Consider the following 18,433-nt stretch of genomic DNA (forward strand, 5'->3'; position numbering starts at 1 on the left):
CAAAAAGTTATGCAGCGATGGTCTCGCTGGCTTGCGGCATGCGGTGTCTGCGACGCCTTATTTCGTACAGTGCCTAAGTCTGCATCCGGCTTCTCTGATAAGGCCCAGCCCACTACTCTGCGTGCGTATAGATCCATGACAACTGCCAGATAATGCCATTTGCCCTGCGCCCCAACGTAAGTGATGTCTCCACACCACACCTGATTTGGCGCTTCGACATCAAACGCTCGGTTCAGGATATTCGGAATATCTGGCCGCTCTACCGTGGCCTTTTTGTAGGCGTGTGATCCCGGCTGCTTGCTGACCAGCGCCGGCTCACGCATCAGACTGCGCACCTTGAACCGCCCGATTTGCTCACCTTCTTCTCGCATCATTGCCTCGATGCTGCGGCTGCCAGGCGCACTTCACCTTTGAGTGAACAACTCATTTACTCGACTGCGCAATCGCAGTCGCTCAACGTCCGGAGTTCGCCGTTTATGACGATGTGCGTAGTAACTTGAGCGAGTGACTTCAAGAGCGCGGTAGCCTTTTTTTAGTATTGATTTCTCGCGTTCAAGGCGCGTGATTCGAGCTCCAACTCTTGGATTTTCTGCTGCTCTGGCGTCAACTCCTTGCTGGCCGGCGTGATACCGCCGCGCTCCTGCTGAAGCTGATTAACCCAGCGGCGCAGGGCTGACTCGACCAAGCCGAGCGAGAGGGCTGCTTCGGCATGACTGTAGCCTTGGTCGAGCACCAGACAGGCTGCTTCGCGCTTGAACTCAGTGGTAAAGGTACGGCGTTGCTTGGTCATCAGACACCTCTTTGGGCGAGCATTCTCGCCTAAATGAGTGTCCGGTTTCGTTAGACCACTACATAGACACGCTCATCACGGTGTGTAACAGAACACTTTGCAGCCCCCTATTGCGACTCAAGGCCGTATCAAGAGTGTGCGATACGCCTTTAAAGACAGGCCTGGTGCACGCCGATCCAAATAACCCATCCAATGGCATCAGTTTGGAGGTCAGCATTTGGTCGAACCAGCCCGAATGGTCAAAGGCTTCAAGCAAGACGAAGAGGTCGTAGTGCTTGGGATCTGGCGCCACTCAGTTTCTGAGTCACCGGATACGCTCGACCCCATTCGTCGAGCTGAAAATTTTGTGAGAATTACGCACAGATTGGTTCAAAAGGCGCTTCAATTAATAAGTGGAAAATCACGAATCTGGAGAAAATAATCGGTGGAAAATCACGATTTATTTTGTTTATTCAGCGGAAAAACCATAAATAATTCCACTAATTTATCGAAGGGATCGATTTGGCCTATGAAATACGAGGCTTTAGGCTTTCCACTTAAATCACGATTGGTGCAGTAGATAAGGCACATCGGAGAGCATCATGGATCCCGGCTAGAACTCCACCTTCCCTCTGCCCGCCTTGATACCGCTACGCCTGGCCTTCCCCTCCAGGCGGCGCGTTTTGGAACCGAGTGTCGGCTTGGTAGGCCGACGCTTCTTTTCAACCTTGCCTGCACTCACGATCAATTCGGTCAGACGCGTCAGCGCGTCAGCCCGGTTCTGCTCCTGGGTACGGTATTGCTGAGCCTTGATGATCAACACACCGTCCCCAGTGATGCGGCTGTCTCGCAATGCCAACAGTCGCCCTTTGTAGAACTCAGGCAATGAAGAAGCGGGAATGTCGAATCGCAAGTGCACGGCACTCGACACCTTGTTGACATTCTGCCCGCCTGCGCCTTGGGCGCGCACGTAGGTCAGTTCGACTTCAGCGTCCGGCAGTTGTACGGAATTGGAGATGGTCAGCATGAAGGGGCCCTTATGATTGACCGCATTATCACAGCAATGGCCGCGCGCCTGAATAACGGTACTTGATTATTCGATGGCTGGCCCTTGTGAAAGGTCAGTCGGGATCTGCCGCCAGGGCTCGTGCCACCTGCCCTTCCAGCGCTCAGTCTGTTTGAGCGCCACGAGAATATCCCTTGCTTGGATCAAGCTGCTCAAGTAGCCGGGCAAGATCGGAAACCAGCGCCAGCCCATTGAGGATTTCCATTTCAAACCAGAGGGTTTGCCAAGCTTCCAGCGCCGCCAGGTCCGGTGGGGTCTGCCAGGAACATTCAGTGGCGCTGACAAATCGATGCCATCGCCTGAAATCACCGCACGCCTCTACCGCGTTTGCCAGTAGGTCTGAACCCCTACACACCTTCACCTCCCTAGCAGCACTGATCCCCTGCTCCACCTGCTATCACCCCCGCCCCTGATCCTTCACCCAGTCGAGCATCCCACCCGGCACGATCAGCTCGTGTCGAGCCCTGGAACAGGCCGTGTACAGCCCCGCCAGCAGCCGGGCGCGCTCGTTGCGGTTGCCTGTCACCTGTTGCGGCACCATCAGCTCAGGCGACACCATCACCCGCGCGAACTCCATGTTCCTCACATCCCGGACCCGTCCCAGGAATAGCTTGGGCGCCTTGTCCCAGCGGTAGCGGCTCTTGGCCTTGGCAAAATGCTGCGAGGTATACCCCTTGCCCAGCATCGAAGCCACGGCGATGAACGCCTTGTCGTCCCCTTTGTGCTCGGCCAGTGCCTGCCAGCTGGCGTACCGGAACAGCATCGGGTGCCGCGGCCGGGTGCCGTGGCGGTACAGCTCGATGCAGTCTTCGACAAACAGCTCGAAGTCCTTGCGTGCCCCGTGCAGCATCACGAACGCAACGCCAAGGTGCGTCAGGCGCTGGAACCAACCGAACAGGCCCCACTCGTCCTCGACGATCAAGGCCGTTGGCTGCTCGGGCACGGTCACGCCGTCGAAGAAACTGACGCGCGTGTAATGCTCAGCACTGCCGCTGAACGCAGCCTGGATGGCAGCCGGATGCGCCTGAATCAACGGGTTGAGCACATTGTCCATGGCCGGCCCGACCCGCAACGAATGGTCGATGTAGCGTTGACGAATGAACCCACCATGATGGGCGCTCAGGCCATTGAGGTTCTGCAGCTCGTCACCCAGCGCAATCACCGATTGCGGGCTGCGGTCGAGCACTTCGAGCATGGGCGCTGACAATTCGTGGGCTTCGTCCACGATGACATGGGTATATCGCGCATCGATCAGGTAGCCGGTCAGGGCAAGCAATTTGACCCGGTGATAATCGCGCAGCGGCAACTGAACGTCCCTGGCCGGGGGGCGGATCAGCGCCTGCCAGTAAAGGCGCGCCTTTTCCAGCAGCACGTGCTGGTCCAGCGGCGTGATACCCGGTACGGACGACGGCAAATGGTGCAAGCCAATCTGCGCGTCGCCACTGTGGCAAAAGGCGCGTACCGCGCGTACGCACACGCCCACCACGTCGACGGCGGCCAGCGGCCCTACGTCGGGCAAGCCGAGCCAGCGCACGATCTGCGCCTCCTGCGGTCGCCAGGACTGCCGGGTGCGGTACGGGTCACGCAATCGCCAGCCGGTGCGGGTCAGGTCGCGGTTCAAGAGCTCATCGGCCAGCTGCCCGAATGTCATGGCCGTGTAGGCCTTGGCATCCTTTACCCGCGCCTGCAGCGCGCGCAGTTGCCCTTCGGTCAGGGCCAGCAGCAAGGTGCGCTGCGGATCGAGCAACCTGGCGAACTGATGAATCAGAAAGGTCTTGCCGGTGCCTGCAAAACCCTGCACAGCCACCGATTCGTCCACCCCGCTGAGAAACTCACGCAACAGACGGTTTTGCTGATCACTGAGTCTAAGATCGCTGGCCAGCGACGGCAGGTGTACGGCATGCAGGGGCGTGACGCGCTGACGGTACAGGTCGGCGAACTGGTAGTTCCACTGCCCCTGATCGTCCAGCAACTCGTCCGGCGAATGAGCAACCTCAGGCGACAACAGCGCAACGCCATTTTCGCCCAGCATGCCCAGGCCCATGGCGAACACTTCGCGGTCGAATTGCTGCTGCACCTGCGCCTGAAAACGCCCGGGCGCTGCCTGCTCGACCTGCTGGGCAATGCGCAGCACCTCGGCGAAGCGCCGCTCCTGGGCGTCGGCCGTGAGCGGCGCCCGTTGACTGGCCAGGCGCTGGACAAACAGCACGGCAGCCGCGTGCAGCACACTGGCAGAAGCAAGTGGATCGGCACAGGTGCCGGCGGCGAGGTTGTCGGCCTGGTCACTGGGCAAAGGCAGGTAGAACATCGGCACCTCAGGTGTTTATCAGGGCGGCACGATAGCAACTTTATCGCCCTGATGCAGGCACCAAGAACCCTTGGATCGTCATGCCGCAATGCGGGGGCTGCTCAACCCTTGGCGCGCCGCAGCGTGTCGCTGAGAAGTTCCTTGAACAAATGCCTGTAACTGTTTGAAAACCTTCCTAAATGCCAGAATGACCACCGCATCGCTATTTCGGCCACCGTGCCGCTGGCCCCATCGAGCAGATCCCGCCGGGCGCCATTCAGGCGTCTTAGCCGCAACCAGTGCGCAGGGGTCATCCCTGTGAAGGCCTTGAATGCCTGTTGCAATTGACGCAGCGAAACGCCTGCAACGCTGGCCAGCTCGACCAGGTTCAGGGTCTGTTCGGGGCAATCGGCGGCCCAGTCACTGACACGGCGCATGATGGCCCTTGCCTCCCCCCGCTGCCCCAGTGCCACGCCCTGCAGGCGCTGGCAGGCGTTATCCAGAATGAACAGGCAATCCTGCAGCAGTTGCTCGGCCAGGGCTTGCCCCTGTACACAACCCTGTGACTGCCCCAAGTGGGTCAGCGTGGCGCTGAGCCAACTGCCAAACAGCGCCGTTTGCCCGCTGCCCAGCGGCACCATGAACAGGCCATCAAGGCGTTCGAGGTCCAGCCCATGGCTGAGCAGGAAGGCCTGCTCGAACACCACGGCCACTTCCTGGTAGTGCTCAGGGGTGATCCAGATGTTGCCGGTATGCTCATTGAGCAGGTACAGGTTGTTCTCGCTTCGGTCGAAGCAGAAGGTCAGCGAGCCCGGAGGCGGTCGAAAGAATTGTTCCACACGGGTGTTGAGCCGCTCTTCGTACACCTGCAGCCCGTCCAGTCCCAGACAGCGAAGCTCGCCGCTGAAATGACCCGGCGACATTTGCCGGTAGTGCTGCTGCCAGCCAGGTGTGACGCGGGTCTGCTCGGTAACATCGTGAGTGTGGTAAGCCTGGACCTGCAAGGCATCTGCGGTATTCACGCGACATCCTTTGTGCACTCTTATGGTGCATTCGACAGCGTAGAAAGTGGATAGATCGTAGCCGGGACTGCGACCAAGATAGTCGCCAGCGCGTCGACTGGGAAGCCAATGCCTGTTCACCTGTGATGCCGCGCACTCACCGATAACCTCAAGAGGTCCGTATGAACGCCCCCTTCGATCAGCTGTCCGCCTGGCTGAAAGAGCACCGCATCACCGAGGTCGAATGCGTCATCAGCGACTTGACCGGCATCGCCCGCGGCAAGATCGCCCCTACCGCCAAGTTCCTGCACGAACGGGGCATGCGCCTGCCCGAGAGCGTACTGTTGCAGACCGTCACCGGCGACTATGTCGACGATGACATCTACTACAGCCTGCTCGATGCGGCCGACATCGACATGATCTGCCGGCCTGACCCCAGCGCGGTGTACCAAATCCCCTGGGCCATCGAGCCGACCGCCATCGTGATCCATGACACCTTCGACAAACAGGGCAACCCGATCGAGCTGTCACCTAGAAACGTTCTTAAGAAAGTGCTGCAACTGTATGCCGATAAAGGCTGGCAACCCATCGTGGCCCCTGAGATGGAGTTCTACCTCACCCAGCGCTGCGAAGACCCCGACCTGCCATTGCAGGTGCCGCTGGGCCGCTCCGGGCGTGCCGAGAGTGGGCGCCAGTCGTTCTCCATCGACGCGGCCAACGAGTTCGACCCTTTGTTCGAGGACGTCTACGACTGGTGCGAACTGCAGGGGCTGGACCTGGACACCCTGATTCATGAAGACGGCCCGGCGCAGATGGAGATCAATTTCCGCCACGGTGACGCGCTTGACCTGGCCGACCAGATCACGGTGTTCAAGCGCACCATGCGCGAAGCGGCCCTCAAGCACAACGTGGCGGCCACGTTCATGGCCAAGCCCATCACCGATGAACCCGGCAGTGCCATGCACCTGCACCAAAGCGTGCTCGACGTAGCCACGGGCAAGCCGGTGTTCGCCAACGATGACGGGAGCATGAGCCAGTTGTTCCTGCACCACATCGGCGGTCTGCAACGGTACATACCCAAGTTGCTGCCCATGTTCGCCCCCAACGTCAACTCGTTCCGCCGGTTCCTGCCGGACACCTCCGCCCCGGTCAACGTCGAGTGGGGCGAAGAGAACCGCACCGCAGGCCTGCGCGTTCCCACGTCCACGCCCGAGTCGATGCGCGTGGAAAACCGCTTGCCGGGCGCAGACGCCAACCCTTACCTGGCCATCGCTGCCAGTCTGCTGTGCGGCTATCTGGGCATGGTCGAGCAGATCGACCCCAGCGCGCCGGTCCAGGGCCGGGCTTACGAACGGCGCAACTTGCGCTTGCCGATCACCATCGAGGATGCGCTGCAGCACATGGAAGACTGCCAGACCGTGCAACAGTACCTGGGCAAGTCATTCGTGCAGGGCTACGTGGCGGTCAAGCGCGCCGAGCATGAGAACTACAAGCGCGTCATCAGCTCATGGGAGCGCGAGTTCCTGATGCTGAGCGTCTGATCCTGCAAGGGCCGCAGCGCGGCCCCTCAGCACCGCACACCCACAACAATGCCAACGAGGTGTCCTCATGCATTACCTGAAAGCCCTGATCCCTTCTGCATTCACCCTCTTGTTCGCGGCCACCAGCCAGGCAGCGCCGACGGTCAGCGTGTACAACTGGACCGACTATATCGGTGACACGACGCTGGCGGACTTTCAGGCCAGCACCGGTATCAAGGTGGTGTACGACGTGTTCGACTCCAATGAGACCCTCGAAGGCAAGCTGCTGGCAGGTCGCACCGGCTATGACGTGGTAGTGCCGTCCAACCATTTCCTGGCACGCCAGGCTCAGGCGGGTGCCTTCCTGCCGCTCGATCGCAGCAAGCTGACCAACTGGCAGCATCTGGACCCCAAGCTGCTCAAACTGCTGGAGCAGAACGATCCCGGTAACCGCTATGCAGTGCCCTACCTATGGGGGACCAACGGCATCGGCTACAACGTGGACAAGGTCAAGGCAGCCTTGGGCGTCGATCGGGTGGACTCCTGGGCGGTGCTGTTCGAGCCCGAAAACCTCAAGAAACTCAAGCAGTGCGGCGTGGCCTTCATGGACTCGCCCGATGAGCTGTTCCCGGCCATGCTCAACTACCTGGGCATGGACCCGCGCAGCGAGAACGCAGCGGATTATCCCAAGGCCGAGGCGCGCCTGCTGGCCCTGCGGCCCTATATCACCTACTTCCACTCCTCCAAGTACGTCTCGGACCTGGCCAACGGCAACATCTGCATCGCCTTTGGCTATTCGGGCGATGTGTTCCAAGCTGCCAATCGCGCGGCAGAGGCCAACAATGGTGTGAAGATCGCCTACAGCATCCCCAAGGAGGGCAGCAACCTGTGGTTCGACCTGCTGGCCATCCCCAAGGATGCCAACAACCCCGAGCAGGCCCTGGCTTTCATCAACTACCTGCTCGACCCACAGGTGATCGCCAAGGTCAGCGCGACGGTCGGTTATGCCAATGCCAACCCCGATGCCAAGGCATTCATGGAGCCGGCGTTGGTGAACAACCCCGAGGTCTACCCACCCCAGCAGGTGCTGGACAAGCTGTACATCTCCACGACACAAAGCCCGAAGATCATGCGCCTGATGACGCGCGCCTGGACCAAGATCAAGTCCAATCGCTGAGTGAGCCTTACCCATGCCTTTATCTGCCGAACATGCCGCGTCCTACTATGCGGCCACTGCCCGTGACACAACCCGCTATCCGTACCTCGACGGCGAAGTCGATGCTGATGTGTGCGTCGTCGGCGGTGGCCTGACAGGGGTCAACACCGCACTGGAACTCGCCGAGCGCGGCCTCTCGGTGGTGGTGCTCGAAAGCCGGCGCGTGGGCTGGGGTGCCAGCGGGCGCAATGGCGGCCAGCTGATCCGTGGCATCGGCCATGATGTCAACGGCTTCGCTCGATACGTGGGCGAGGACGGCGTGAGGTATCTGAAACAGGCAGGCATCGACTCGGTGACCCTGGTGGCTGAGCGCATCGCCCGCTACGGCATTGAATGCGACCTGCGCTGGGGCTTCTGCGAGCTGGCCAATACTCCCGCCCAGTTCGCTGCCTTTGCCGCCGAGCAGCAGGAGCTGGCGGCCTTGGGATACCAGCCTCACACCTACCGGGTGCCGGCAGAGCGCCTGCGCGAAGTGGTTGGCAGCGACCGTTATGCAGGCGGCATGGTGGACATGGGCTCAGGACATCTGCACCCATTGGATCTGGTGCAGGGCGAAGCCCGAGCGGCGCAGTCGCTGGGGGTGCAGATCTTTGAAAAGAGCCCGGTCATGCGCATCGACCATGGCTCCACCGTAACGGTGCATACCGCGCACGGCAAGGTGCGCGCTGCCAGCCTGGTACTGGGTTGCAATGCCCACCTTGAGGGCCTGGAGCCCAGGCTCAGCGGCAAGGTGCTGCCAGCGGGCAGCTACGTGGTCGTGACCGAGCCACTGGAGGAAACGGTCGCAATGTCGCTCATTCCCCAAGACATGGCCTTGTGTGATCAGAAAGTGGGGCTGGACTACTATCGCCTGACCGCCGACCGGCGCTTGCTGTTCGGCGGTGCCTGCCACTACTCCGGGCGCGATCCCCGCGATATCGCCGCGTACATGCGGCCCAAGGTGCAGCGGGTGTTCCCGCAGTTGGGCGAAGTGCGCATCGACTATCAATGGGGCGGCCTGATCGGCATCACGGCCAACCGCTTCCCACAGGTCGGGCAACTGCGTGATCACCCCAACGTCTACTATGCCCAAGGTTATTCGGGCCATGGGCTGAACGTCACACACTGGACGGCCAGGCTGCTTGCCCAGAGCATCGCGCTGGGGCAAAGCAAAGGGCTGGATGTGTTCAGCGCCGTGCCCCACCTCACGTTCCCCGGCGGCAGGGCGCTGCGCTCGCCCCTGCTGGCCCTTGGCATGTTGTGGTACCGGCTGCGCGAGGCCCTGGGGTGAAGACGTTCAGGTACAGGCCATGGGCCATGTGGTAGTCTGCGCCCCTTGAAATGCATGGTCGCGTCGATCATGCCAAAAGGAAGCGGGCCACCCGGCCCAGGCCAGATCAGGACCCCCCCCATGCTGTTTCACAAGAACATCAACGCCCTGCGGGCGTTGGCCGTCATCTCGGTTGTGCTGTACCACTTCAAGATCCCGGGGTTCTCGGCCGGGTTTCTCGGCGTGGATGTGTTCTTCGTGATTTCGGGCTACCTGATGACCCGGATCATCGTGAGCGGCCTGAACAAGCAGCAGTTCTCGCTGATCGGCTTCTACGCGGCCAGGGCCAAGCGAATCATTCCGGCCCTGCTGGGGTTGTGCATCGCCCTGGCCGTGTTCGGGTATTTCTTCCTGGCGACGGACGACTACCGGGAGTTGCTGCGCACCAGCAAGGAAAGCCTGCTGTTCACGTCCAACCATTACTTCGCCCGTGACGGCAGTTATTTCGATGCACCGCTTCAGGAAAACTGGCTGCTTCACACCTGGTCGCTGTCGGTGGAGTGGCAGTTCTACCTGATCTATCCCGTGATCCTGATGGGCCTGCACAAGGTGTGCGCACCGCCTACCTTCAAACGGCTCGTGCTGGCGCTTGGTGCCGGCTCGCTGGTGTTCTCGGCGCTCTACAGCCCAGGCCATCCGGTCGCATCGTTCTTCCTGCTGCCCACCCGGGCGTGGGAAATGCTGGCCGGTGGGCTGGTGTTCCTGTATCCGCTCGCGCTTTCGCCCAGGGCGGCGGCACTGTGCGAGGGCCTGGGCCTTGCACTGATTGCAGGCGCCCTGGCACTGCTGCCCCACGACGCTACCTGGCCGGGTTACCTGGCCCTGATACCGGTGATCGGCACCCTGCTGGTGATCCACGCCAATGCCAACAGCCTGTTCGCACGCAACCGCGCGCTGGCATTTCTGGGCAAGACGTCTTATTCGATCTACCTCTGGCATTGGCCATTGGTGGTGTTGCTCTATACCTGCGGGCTGCTGCAAGACTGGCGCGCGGTGACCTGTGCGGTGCTGTTGTCGGTTGCGCTGGGCGCGGCGTCCTATGGGTTGATCGAAAGCAGGACACGCGCCCTCAAGCGCCCGGTACTGGGCCTTGCCCGTTACGCAGGCATGGGCCTGGTGTGGGTGGCGGCGGCAGGGGCCGTGGCCTCGGCAATCAAGCACAACCCGCAACTGCGCTGGGCCCACGATGACGGCAAGCCGGAGTACGACAGCAAGCTGTACGCACAGCACTGCGACACCAACCCGTACGGGGCCGCACAGTGCGTATTGGGCACCGGCGATATCTCGGCCCTTCTGCTGGGCGACAGCCATGCCCAATCCACCGCTGCGGCCTTGATGCTGGAAAACCCCGGCGCGGCGATGGGCTGGGCACGGGCCGGCTGCCCTACCCTGATCGACTTCGAAATGGGCGACAAGGACGTCGAGCAGCACTGCAAAGCCTTCAACGCCGACAAGTTCGCCCAACTGGCCACGGACTACCCTGGCGTACCCTTGTTCCTGTTCAGCCGCGCAGCGCTGTATACCGACCAGCGCCGGCACAGTGGCTATAGCGTCTACTTCAACGGCGACAAGCACCAAAGCGGCCCGCAATTCGAACGGCAGTTCATCCAGACCTACACCCAAACGGTGTGCATGCTGGCACGCAATCGCCCGGTGTACATCGTCAAGCCGGTGCCGGAAATGCCCTTCAGTGTCTACAAGGGCCTGACCCTGCAGCACCGGCTTCTGGGCATGAACAGCGACATCGTCACGCCTGTGAGCGATTACCAGGCCCGCAACCGCCTGGCCCTGCAAGCCATCGAGACGGCGGCCGAACGCTGCCACGCAGGTATCGTCGACCCGGTGCCCTACTTGTGCCCGAACGGCAAGTGCATGGGTTCCAAGGACGGCAGGCCGCTGTATTTCGATGACAACCACTTGATTGACGCGGGCAACGAACAACTCAAGGGCTTGTTCAAACAGGCCATGCACAGCAGCCCGGGTTCGACTGCCCTGCGCTGAAGCGCAGGGTGCTCAACACTCCACGAACGCAACGGCCAGGCCGCCGCGAGAAGTTTCCTTGTAGTTGGCGTGCATGTCCGCACCGGTGTCGCGCATGGTGCGGATGACGCGGTCCAGGGAAATGAAGTGTTCCCCGTCACCGCGCAGCGCCATTTGCACGGCGTTGATCGCCTTGACCGCGGCGATGGCATTGCGCTCGATGCAGGGCACCTGAACAAGGCCGCCGACCGGGTCACAGGTCAGGCCCAGGTTGTGCTCCAGCGCAATTTCAGCGGCATTTTCCAGCTGCGGGGGCGTAGCGCCCAGCAGCTGCGCCAGGCCTGCGGCTGCCATCGAGCACGCTGAACCCACCTCGCCCTGGCAGCCAACCTCGGCGCCGGAAATCGAAGCATTCTTCTTGCACAGGATGCCCACGGCCGCAGCCGCCAGGAGGAAATCCACCACGTCGTCATCGCAGGCGCCGGGGTTGAATTTCATGAAGTAGTGCAACACGGCCGGGATGATGCCGGCCGCGCCATTGGTGGGTGCGGTGACCATGCGCCCACCGGCGGCATTCTCTTCATTGACGGCCAAGGCGAACAGGTTGACCCACTCCATGGCGCTCAAGGTAGAGCCGATGACATTGGGCTTGCCCAGCTCCTGCAAGCTGCGATGCAGCTTGGCCGCCCGGCGCTTGACCTGCAAGCCGCCCGGCAATACGCCCTCGTTGCGCAGCCCATTGTCGACGCACTCGCGCATCGCCGCCCAGATGCGCAACAGCCCGTCGCGCACCTGCACCTGGGGCCGCCACGCGCATTCGTTTGCCATCATCAACTGCGCAACGCTCAGGCCATGCTGGCTACACAGCGCCAGCAACTCGGCTGCGCTGTCGAACTCGTAAGGCAGCGTGACGGTTGGCGACAGGCCCACCGGCGCTGTAAGCTCGGCCTCCTCGACAATGAACCCGCCGCCTACCGAATAGTAGGTCTGGAGCAGCAGGCTGGCATGCTGGTCGAACGCCTCCAGGCGCATGGCGTTGGGGTGATAGGGCAGGTTTTCATCGAGCAGCAGTAGGTCGCGGGCGTAGTCGAACGCCACAGGATGGCTGCCGTCGAGCATCAGGCAATGCTCCTGCAGCACCTGGCCGATGCGCGCATCGATGGTGGCAGGGTCGATGCGGTCTGGCCATTGTCCCATCAGGCCCAGCAGGCAGGCTCGATCGGTCGCATGGCCCACGCCAGTGGCCGACAGCGAACCATACAGGCGTACTTCGACACGCTGGGTGCTGTTGAGCAAGCCTTGCTCGCGCAGCGCTTGGGCAAACGTGGCGGCGGCGCGCATGGGGCCCACCGTATGCGAACTGGAGGGGCCGATACCGATTTTGAAAAGGTCGAAAACACTGATAGCCATGCTAATACCTGACGGGCGGTTGCTGCTGCCAAAACACCCAACACTTGTAAACCTTGGGCGCACAGGCCCGTTTCGCGAGATACTGCGCGCCTGTGCTACAAATGACCAACGAAACTTCCTAAGCCAGCCTTTAGCAGGACTAAACCATGAGACGTCAACTGACAGGGCAATCCTTTGTCTGGCTGCACGTGTTCGCCTGTGCCGCCCGTCACCTGTCGTTCACTCGCTGTGCCGAAGAGCTGCATATCACCCCCGGGGCCGTAAGCCAGCAGATGCGCCAACTGGAGGAACGCCTGGGTTATCGGCTGTTCCTGCGCCGCGCCCGTGGCGTGGAACTGAGCGCCGAAGGCCAGCGCCTGGCTCAGACGGTGGCAGACGCCTATGGCAGCATCGAGGCGGAACTGGTGCGCCTGGATGCAGGTGAAATACGCGGCACCGTACGGGTGCGCTCGATCCCCTCGTTCCTGGCCAAGTGGCTGACCCCGCGGCTGTCACGTTTCCAGCAACGCTACCCCGACATCGAGCTGCGGCTGGTGGCCGAGGACAGCGCACAGGCCCTGACGCCTGGGGATTTTGACCTGGCGATCGACCTCAACGACGGCAGCTACCCCGGTATGCTGTCGACGCCGCTTCTGGCCGAGCAGATCTTCCCGGTCTGCTCCCCGGCCCTGCTGCGTGGGCGTCCCCCGCTGCACGGGCCAGCGGACTTGGTGCACTACCCGTTGCTGCACGACATCACGGCCTGGCGAGGCAGCTCGGAATATGCCGAATGGGAGTTCTACCTGGAAGGCATCGGTGCGCCGGCGCAAGCCGTACGGCGTGGCCACACCTTCAACCGCAACCACCTGACCATCGAGGCGGCCATTGCGGGCCTTGGCGTGGCCATTGCCCGGCGTACCCTGCTCAATGACGAACTGGAGCGTGGCGCGCTGATCGTGCCATTCGGGGTCGCCATCCCCAACCACAAACGCTACGTGGTGCACTACCCGCCTGGCGGGTTGAACCAGCCAGGGGCGCGTGCGGTACACGACTGGCTGGTGGCAGAAGCGCAGGCGTTTCGCGAATTGCATCCCCTGTCTGGCGCACCGCAAGATCTCTAGCGCGAAGCACCGGGCATTTATGGGATGGGTCGCTAATACGCCTGCTTGCCGGTAAAGGCGTTGAGGGTGCGCACCAAGATCACGAAATCCAACCACAGGGACCAATTGTTGATGTACTCGATGTCGGAATCCACACGCTGGATCATCTGCTCGATGTCCTTGGTCTCACCCCTGAAACCCCGCACCTGCGCAAGGCCGGTCATGCCAGGCTTGATATTGTGGCGTGCGAAATAGTCGACGATGTCCTGGGAGTACAAGGTGTCATGCTGCAATGCATGGGGCCTGGGGCCAACCAGTGACATCTCGCCCGTCAGCACATTGAACAACTGCGGCAGCTCATCGAGGCTGGTGCGCCGGATGAAGGCGCCGACCCGGGTCAGGCGCGGGTCGTTTTTCTGTGCCTGCTTGATCTGCCCGGCTTCGGGCTGGTGAACATGCATGCTGCGAAATTTCCAGATCCGAAACGATTCCCCGGTCCAGCCCGTGCGTTCCTGGCGGAAGAACACCGGGCCTGGGCTGTCGAGCTTGATCGCCAGGGCCACGGCCAGCAACACCGGCGATGCGCACAGCAGAATCAGTGCCGCCAGGACGCGATCCTCGAGGTTCTTCAGGAACAGGCTCATGCCGGTCAACGGGGTTTCAGACAGGGTCAGGACAGGAATACCGGCGATTTCGCGCACGCTGTGGTTGATCAGGCGCAGGGAGAAAATGTCGGGCACCCAGTTCACTGCGATGCACTTGTCGAGCAGTTTGAAATAGACGTCGCTGATGACTTGCGAGCCTCCCAGTGGCGTCACCAGGTAGACCGTGCGGATGCCATGCTGGGCAACGATGCCGTCCAAATCGCTGATATGCCCCAGCACCGGCAGGCGCTGCTTGCCGTGCTCGACGTCGTCGCCGTGCGGCGCGGCTTCTGCGGTCAACACGCAGCCTACCACCCGTTCCCCGAACCAGGGGTTGCTGCTGATTTTCTGATAGAGGAAATTAGCCAGGTCACCGTCGCCGATGATCAGGGCGTTCTCCAGGCGGGCGTGGGCGGTAAAGCGTTTTTGCAGTTCACGCACGGCAAAATGCAGGAACAGCTGGGCGATGTAGCCGATGACGAACAATTCCACCACCAACAGCCGTGAATAGGTTTCGCTCTGCTTGGTCAGAAAGGCCATGACCACCAGAAAGCAGAACGTCGCCGACCACGCCTTGAACAGCCGGAACGCCTTGATCGACAGCCCGACGTTGGTGCGATAGATGGCGTAGTGATCGTAGATGACCGCCAGCGCCCCGATCAGCAACAGCAACATGATGACGTAGTCGGACGTGATGTAGCCGAACTGGTCGTAGATCAGGTACCAGGCAATGCCGGTCACCGCCACGCCATCCAGACCGGCTTGCACGGCGTTGCTGACGCTGCTTCTGCGCTGAAGCAAAGACCGGCTGCTTCGGGGTTCGAACACCATTTCAGACCTCATCGATGGGTACATGGCCAGGGCCTGTAATCGCCCCTTGATACTGAAGGACAGCGTTGGCGAAGCCGGTACAGCAGCAGGCGCGCGCGGGTGTCTGTAGCGGTGATATCACTGTAGCAGCCCGTCCTTGGCTGCGCGGTGCCTTCGGGCGACCGCGCCATGTCGTCAGCCGCCAGGATGCAGCGCTCGCCCTGTCCGGGCGAACCGCCGGGCGCGTAACAGGAACAGCGGGTTGCCCACCACGTAGCGCATGAACAGCCGCCGGGGCTCGCACAGCAAGCGGTACAACCACTCTGCACCCAGGCGCCTGACCCAGGCCGGTGCGCGACGGACCTTGCCGCCCATGAAGTCCAGCACGGCGCCGCCGCAGACGATCGTGCACACAAGGCCCGTGCCTTTGAGCGCAGCCGCCACGGCCTCCTGCTTGGGCATGCCCATGCCTAGCAGGATCAGATCCGGCCGATGCTCGGTCGCCAGGTGCAGGTAGGTCGACACGCCGGCGAAGCCGTCATGCACCGAAACCGGCGTGACGCCATAGGTGGCAACGCAGCACTGCACAGCCTGCCCCAGATAAGGCTGGCGGGTGCCCCAGAACGCCACGCGGCGCCCTGCGTAGGCGTGCACCAGCCGAGGAATGAAATCCGTCCCGTTCATGTTCAACCCTGGCGCCAACCCCAGCTGACGGTACAGCATCGCCATGCCCGAGCCATCGCGCAGCAGCACATCGGCGCCCAGCAGCGCTTCGCCATAGGCCTCATCGCGAACGACCAGGTTCATGGCATGGGCATTGACGAAGCCCAGCACGGTCGGGGCTACAGGGGCAGCCAAGGCGTGCAGCAGGCGCTCAGCAGCCTCGCTATCCTCGACCACCTGCAGCTGGTCGATCACCGCGCGCCACCGCGCTGGCCACTGCTTTGCGGCCATCAATCGTCCTCCCGGCGGGAGCGCACCCACTCCACCTGGCGCTTGATCAGGAAGCCCACGTACACCGGCACCTTGCGCAAGGCGTAGAACGGCGCATACAGCAGCACCGAGAACGGGATCACGTCGCGGCAGAATCGGGCCCAGGCCAGCAGCACGGCAAGCGCCAGTAGCAGCAATGCACTCAGGGCCATCCAGGCAGGTGTCGCCACGCCTGTCACGGCGTAGGCCACCCAGGTAAGGGCGTTGAGCCCCAACAACATCAGCACCAGCAGGGCCAGCGGAGGCACCAGCACGTCCAGGGTCAAACCGGCCAAGGCCACGTTGCGCTGGCTGAAGGCAGCCCAGGCGCGACGGGGCGCATCGGCCAGCATCAGCCCCAGGTGCCCGTGCTCCCAACGCGTGCGCTGGCTGTTAAGGCCTTGCTCACTGGTCGGGAACTGACTGGTGACCACCGCCTGCGGGCAGAACAACGGCGGTGTGCCCCGCTGGCAGAGGTCCAGGCCCAATTTCACGTCTTCGACCAGATGCCCGTTGGCCAAGTCCACGGCGGCCAAGTCCTGCCACGGGAACGCCATGCCCGAGCCCATGAGCTGGCAGGGCAAGCCCACCCGTGCCCAGCCACGGGGCCGGACCAGGTTCTTGACCCGCCAGGCGAACTCGGCCACCTGCACCTTGAGACCAGCACCTGCCGGCGCCTTCATGAGATACAGCGCCTGCACCGGCCGGCCGCTCTGCGCGCAGCGAAGGGCCAATTGTTCGAGCGCCCCTTGCTCAGCACGGCAATCGGCATCGACGATGATCACCACCTGGGGCGGGTTGGCGGCCAGGTGATGCATGCCGAAGTCCAGCGCATAGCCTTTACCCCGGCGCAGGGCATCCTGACGCACGACCACTTCAGCGCCGCCCTCCTCGGCCCGCCGCGCTGTGTCGTCGCTGCAGTTGTCGGCCACGACCAGCAGGCGGTCACCGGCTTGCAGTTGCGGCACCAGGCTCGCGAGCGTGGCGGCGATGATGCTGGCCTCGTCATGGGCCGGGACCAGCACGGCAACCTGCGGGCGCGCCCGGGCAGCGACGGGTTGCGCACGAGCGGGAAGGTAGGCCAGCAACACCTGCCCCAGCAGCACCAGCACCGGAACCGAAACAAGGAACGCCAGCCCCCACAATAAGAACGTCAATACAGTGATCATGCCGTTGCCTTGAAATACTCGGCCAGCCGGGCCGCCTCAGTGTCCACATCATGCCGCTCCAAGACCCGCGCATGGCCGGCTTCGCCCATCTGCTGCAGCGCCTCGACCGGCTGCTGGAGGCAGTCAGCCATGGCTTCGGTCAATTGTTCGACGTCCCCCGCTGGCACCAGCCAGCCATTCTCGCCAGGGCGCACCAGTTCGGGGATACCTGCCACATAGGTGCTCAGCACAGGACGACGCAGCGCCATGGCCTCCATCAAGACCACAGGCAACCCTTCGGCAAAGCTGGGCAGCACCAGGGCACGCGCCGCAAGCATGTGCTCGCGCACCTGCTCACTGCCGATCCAGCCGGTGATGCGCACCTGTTGCTGCAAGCCATGATGGGCGATCAACCGCTCTATCTCGCCGCGCATCTCGCCATCACCGGCCAGCACCAGCTCGAAGGCTATGGAACGCGCCGCCAGCCGGGACGCGGCCTCCAGCAGCAGCAACTGGCCTTTCTGCTCGCACAGGCGGCCCACGCAAACCAGTCTCGGGGCCTGTGGTATCGCCACGCTGGGCACCTCATGAAACGCGCGTTCCAGACCGCAATGCACCACCTTGACCTTCGGCCAGTTGGCGTGCGCCACCCAGCGATACAGCTGGCTGCGTCCGTAGGCACTGACAGCCGCTACGAACGCTGCACGGTCGACCTTCTCGCCCAGGTGCAGGAACTGCGGCTTGTCGAACTCCTCCGGTCCGTGGACGGTGAAACTGAACGGCGGCCCACCCAGTGCGTGGACGAGCATGACGACTTCAGCGGAGTTGGTGCCAAAGTGGGCATGAACGTGGGAAGCCCCGCTTTGTTGCAGCCAGAGCAGTACCTGGCAGGCTTCGGCCAGGTATACCAGGTGATACGGCCAGGCGCGGTCCGCTCTGTATCCCATGCGCAAGGCCAGGCTAAGGGTTTGCCAGAAACGCCGTGGTTGTGCCCGCAGCACGCGCCAGAGCGGTTTGAGCAAACCCGACAGCCCATGCTGCAGCACATACACCGTTTTGGCTTTCTCGCAGACATCCTCAGGGTCCTGCAACTGGGCGTCCCATCCGCGCAGGGCGATGCGCTGAACCGTAATGCCCAGGCGTTCAATCGCCAGGATTTCGCGCCGTATGAAACTGTGACTCACCTTCGGGTACTGATTGACGAAGTAAGCAATACGCATAC

General features: G+C 62.3%; 13 protein-coding genes and 1 pseudogene. 5 read left to right on the forward strand and 9 right to left on the reverse strand.

The features are described from left to right. Positions 1-74: 74 nt before the first annotated feature. The 4 genes and pseudogenes from FS767_RS19970 to FS767_RS19985 all read right to left on the reverse strand — a co-directional run. A pseudogene (locus FS767_RS19970) lies at positions 75-790 on the reverse strand (transposase); the annotation flags it as partial. Positions 791-1,382: 592 nt separating this feature from the next. Then, positions 1,383-1,796 (reverse strand): alternative ribosome rescue aminoacyl-tRNA hydrolase ArfB, encoded by a 414-nt coding sequence (arfB, locus tag FS767_RS19975; RefSeq protein WP_058604619.1) that lies wholly within the window; start codon positions 1,794-1,796, stop codon positions 1,383-1,385. 436 nt (positions 1,797-2,232) lie between these two features. Next, positions 2,233-4,143, reverse strand: coding sequence for an AAA family ATPase (locus tag FS767_RS19980; protein WP_144967687.1), 1,911 nt, complete (start codon positions 4,141-4,143; stop codon positions 2,233-2,235). A 101-nt stretch (positions 4,144-4,244) separates the two neighbouring features. Continuing rightward, positions 4,245-5,144 carry a helix-turn-helix domain-containing protein gene (locus tag FS767_RS19985; protein WP_144967689.1) on the reverse strand — a complete coding sequence of 300 codons (900 nt, stop codon included), beginning with the start codon at positions 5,142-5,144 and terminating at the stop codon, positions 4,245-4,247. A 161-nt stretch (positions 5,145-5,305) separates the two neighbouring features. On the opposite strand from FS767_RS19985, the gene FS767_RS19990 reads away from it, so the two are divergent. The 4 genes from FS767_RS19990 to FS767_RS20005 all read left to right on the forward strand — a co-directional run bounded on the left by FS767_RS19990 (position 5,306) and on the right by FS767_RS20005 (position 11,169). Then, on the forward strand, positions 5,306-6,664 hold the full coding sequence (locus tag FS767_RS19990; protein ID WP_144967691.1) for a glutamine synthetase family protein: 1,359 nt from the start codon (positions 5,306-5,308) through the stop codon (positions 6,662-6,664). A gap of 67 nt (positions 6,665-6,731) precedes the next feature. Beyond that, positions 6,732-7,820: a polyamine ABC transporter substrate-binding protein gene (locus FS767_RS19995; protein ID WP_144967693.1), complete on the forward strand. Its 1,089-nt coding sequence runs from the start codon at positions 6,732-6,734 to the stop codon at positions 7,818-7,820. 13 nt (positions 7,821-7,833) lie between these two features. After that, positions 7,834-9,129, forward strand: a complete 1,296-nt coding sequence (locus FS767_RS20000; protein WP_144967695.1) for an FAD-binding oxidoreductase — start codon at positions 7,834-7,836, stop codon at positions 9,127-9,129. A 120-nt stretch (positions 9,130-9,249) separates the two neighbouring features. After that, positions 9,250-11,169 (forward strand): acyltransferase family protein, encoded by a 1,920-nt coding sequence (locus FS767_RS20005; protein WP_144967697.1) that lies wholly within the window; start codon positions 9,250-9,252, stop codon positions 11,167-11,169. A gap of 12 nt (positions 11,170-11,181) precedes the next feature. Here FS767_RS20005 and FS767_RS20010 read toward each other — a convergent pair whose 3' ends face one another. Beyond that, positions 11,182-12,558 carry an L-serine ammonia-lyase gene (locus tag FS767_RS20010; RefSeq protein ID WP_144967699.1) on the reverse strand — a complete coding sequence of 459 codons (1,377 nt, stop codon included), beginning with the start codon at positions 12,556-12,558 and terminating at the stop codon, positions 11,182-11,184. Between the two features lie 146 nt (positions 12,559-12,704). Between FS767_RS20010 and FS767_RS20015 the strand changes: the two genes are divergently transcribed. Continuing rightward, entirely contained in the window at positions 12,705-13,658 is a 954-nt protein-coding gene (locus FS767_RS20015) for a LysR substrate-binding domain-containing protein (protein ID WP_144967701.1), read from the forward strand. Between the two features lie 32 nt (positions 13,659-13,690). Here the strand turns inward: FS767_RS20015 and FS767_RS20020 are convergent, their stop codons facing one another. The 4 genes from FS767_RS20020 to FS767_RS20035 form a co-directional block, all read right to left on the reverse strand. Then, positions 13,691-15,112, reverse strand: coding sequence for an undecaprenyl-phosphate glucose phosphotransferase (locus FS767_RS20020; RefSeq protein ID WP_058604629.1), 1,422 nt, complete (start codon positions 15,110-15,112; stop codon positions 13,691-13,693). Positions 15,113-15,286: 174 nt separating this feature from the next. After that, entirely contained in the window at positions 15,287-16,045 is a 759-nt protein-coding gene (locus FS767_RS20025; protein WP_144967703.1) for a WecB/TagA/CpsF family glycosyltransferase, read from the reverse strand. Continuing rightward, a complete protein-coding gene (locus FS767_RS20030) occupies positions 16,045-17,232 on the reverse strand; it encodes a glycosyltransferase family 2 protein (protein WP_144967705.1) in 1,188 nt (395 codons plus the stop codon). Before FS767_RS20030 ends, FS767_RS20025 begins: the two co-directional genes overlap by 1 nt. After that, positions 17,229-18,431, reverse strand: coding sequence for a glycosyltransferase (locus tag FS767_RS20035; protein ID WP_144967707.1), 1,203 nt, complete (start codon positions 18,429-18,431; stop codon positions 17,229-17,231). Before FS767_RS20035 ends, FS767_RS20030 begins: the two co-directional genes overlap by 4 nt. Between the last annotated feature and the right edge of the window lie 2 nt (positions 18,432-18,433).

Origin of the sequence: Pseudomonas sp. DE0010 (assembly GCF_007680745.1) — a bacterium.
GTDB classification, from domain to species: domain Bacteria; phylum Pseudomonadota; class Gammaproteobacteria; order Pseudomonadales; family Pseudomonadaceae; genus Aquipseudomonas; species Aquipseudomonas parafulva_B.

Excerpts from the sequence above, each read along its gene's own strand:
- arfB (WP_058604619.1), bottom strand. The coding sequence starts at position 1,796 with ATGCTGACCATCTCCAATTCCGTACAACTGCCGGACGCTGAAGTCGAA.
- FS767_RS19980 (WP_144967687.1), bottom strand. The coding sequence starts at position 4,143 with ATGTTCTACCTGCCTTTGCCCAGTGACCAGGCCGACAACCTCGCCGCC.
- FS767_RS19990 (WP_144967691.1), top strand. The coding sequence starts at position 5,306 with ATGAACGCCCCCTTCGATCAGCTGTCCGCCTGGCTGAAAGAGCACCGC.
- FS767_RS19995 (WP_144967693.1), top strand. The coding sequence starts at position 6,732 with ATGCATTACCTGAAAGCCCTGATCCCTTCTGCATTCACCCTCTTGTTC.
- FS767_RS20000 (WP_144967695.1), top strand. The coding sequence starts at position 7,834 with ATGCCTTTATCTGCCGAACATGCCGCGTCCTACTATGCGGCCACTGCC.
- FS767_RS20005 (WP_144967697.1), top strand. The coding sequence starts at position 9,250 with ATGCTGTTTCACAAGAACATCAACGCCCTGCGGGCGTTGGCCGTCATC.
- FS767_RS20010 (WP_144967699.1), bottom strand. The coding sequence starts at position 12,558 with ATGGCTATCAGTGTTTTCGACCTTTTCAAAATCGGTATCGGCCCCTCC.
- FS767_RS20015 (WP_144967701.1), top strand. The coding sequence starts at position 12,705 with ATGAGACGTCAACTGACAGGGCAATCCTTTGTCTGGCTGCACGTGTTC.
- FS767_RS20020 (WP_058604629.1), bottom strand. The coding sequence starts at position 15,112 with ATGGTGTTCGAACCCCGAAGCAGCCGGTCTTTGCTTCAGCGCAGAAGC.
- FS767_RS20025 (WP_144967703.1), bottom strand. The coding sequence starts at position 16,045 with ATGGCCGCAAAGCAGTGGCCAGCGCGGTGGCGCGCGGTGATCGACCAG.
- FS767_RS20030 (WP_144967705.1), bottom strand. The coding sequence starts at position 17,232 with ATGATCACTGTATTGACGTTCTTATTGTGGGGGCTGGCGTTCCTTGTT.
- FS767_RS20035 (WP_144967707.1), bottom strand. The coding sequence starts at position 18,431 with ATGCGTATTGCTTACTTCGTCAATCAGTACCCGAAGGTGAGTCACAGT.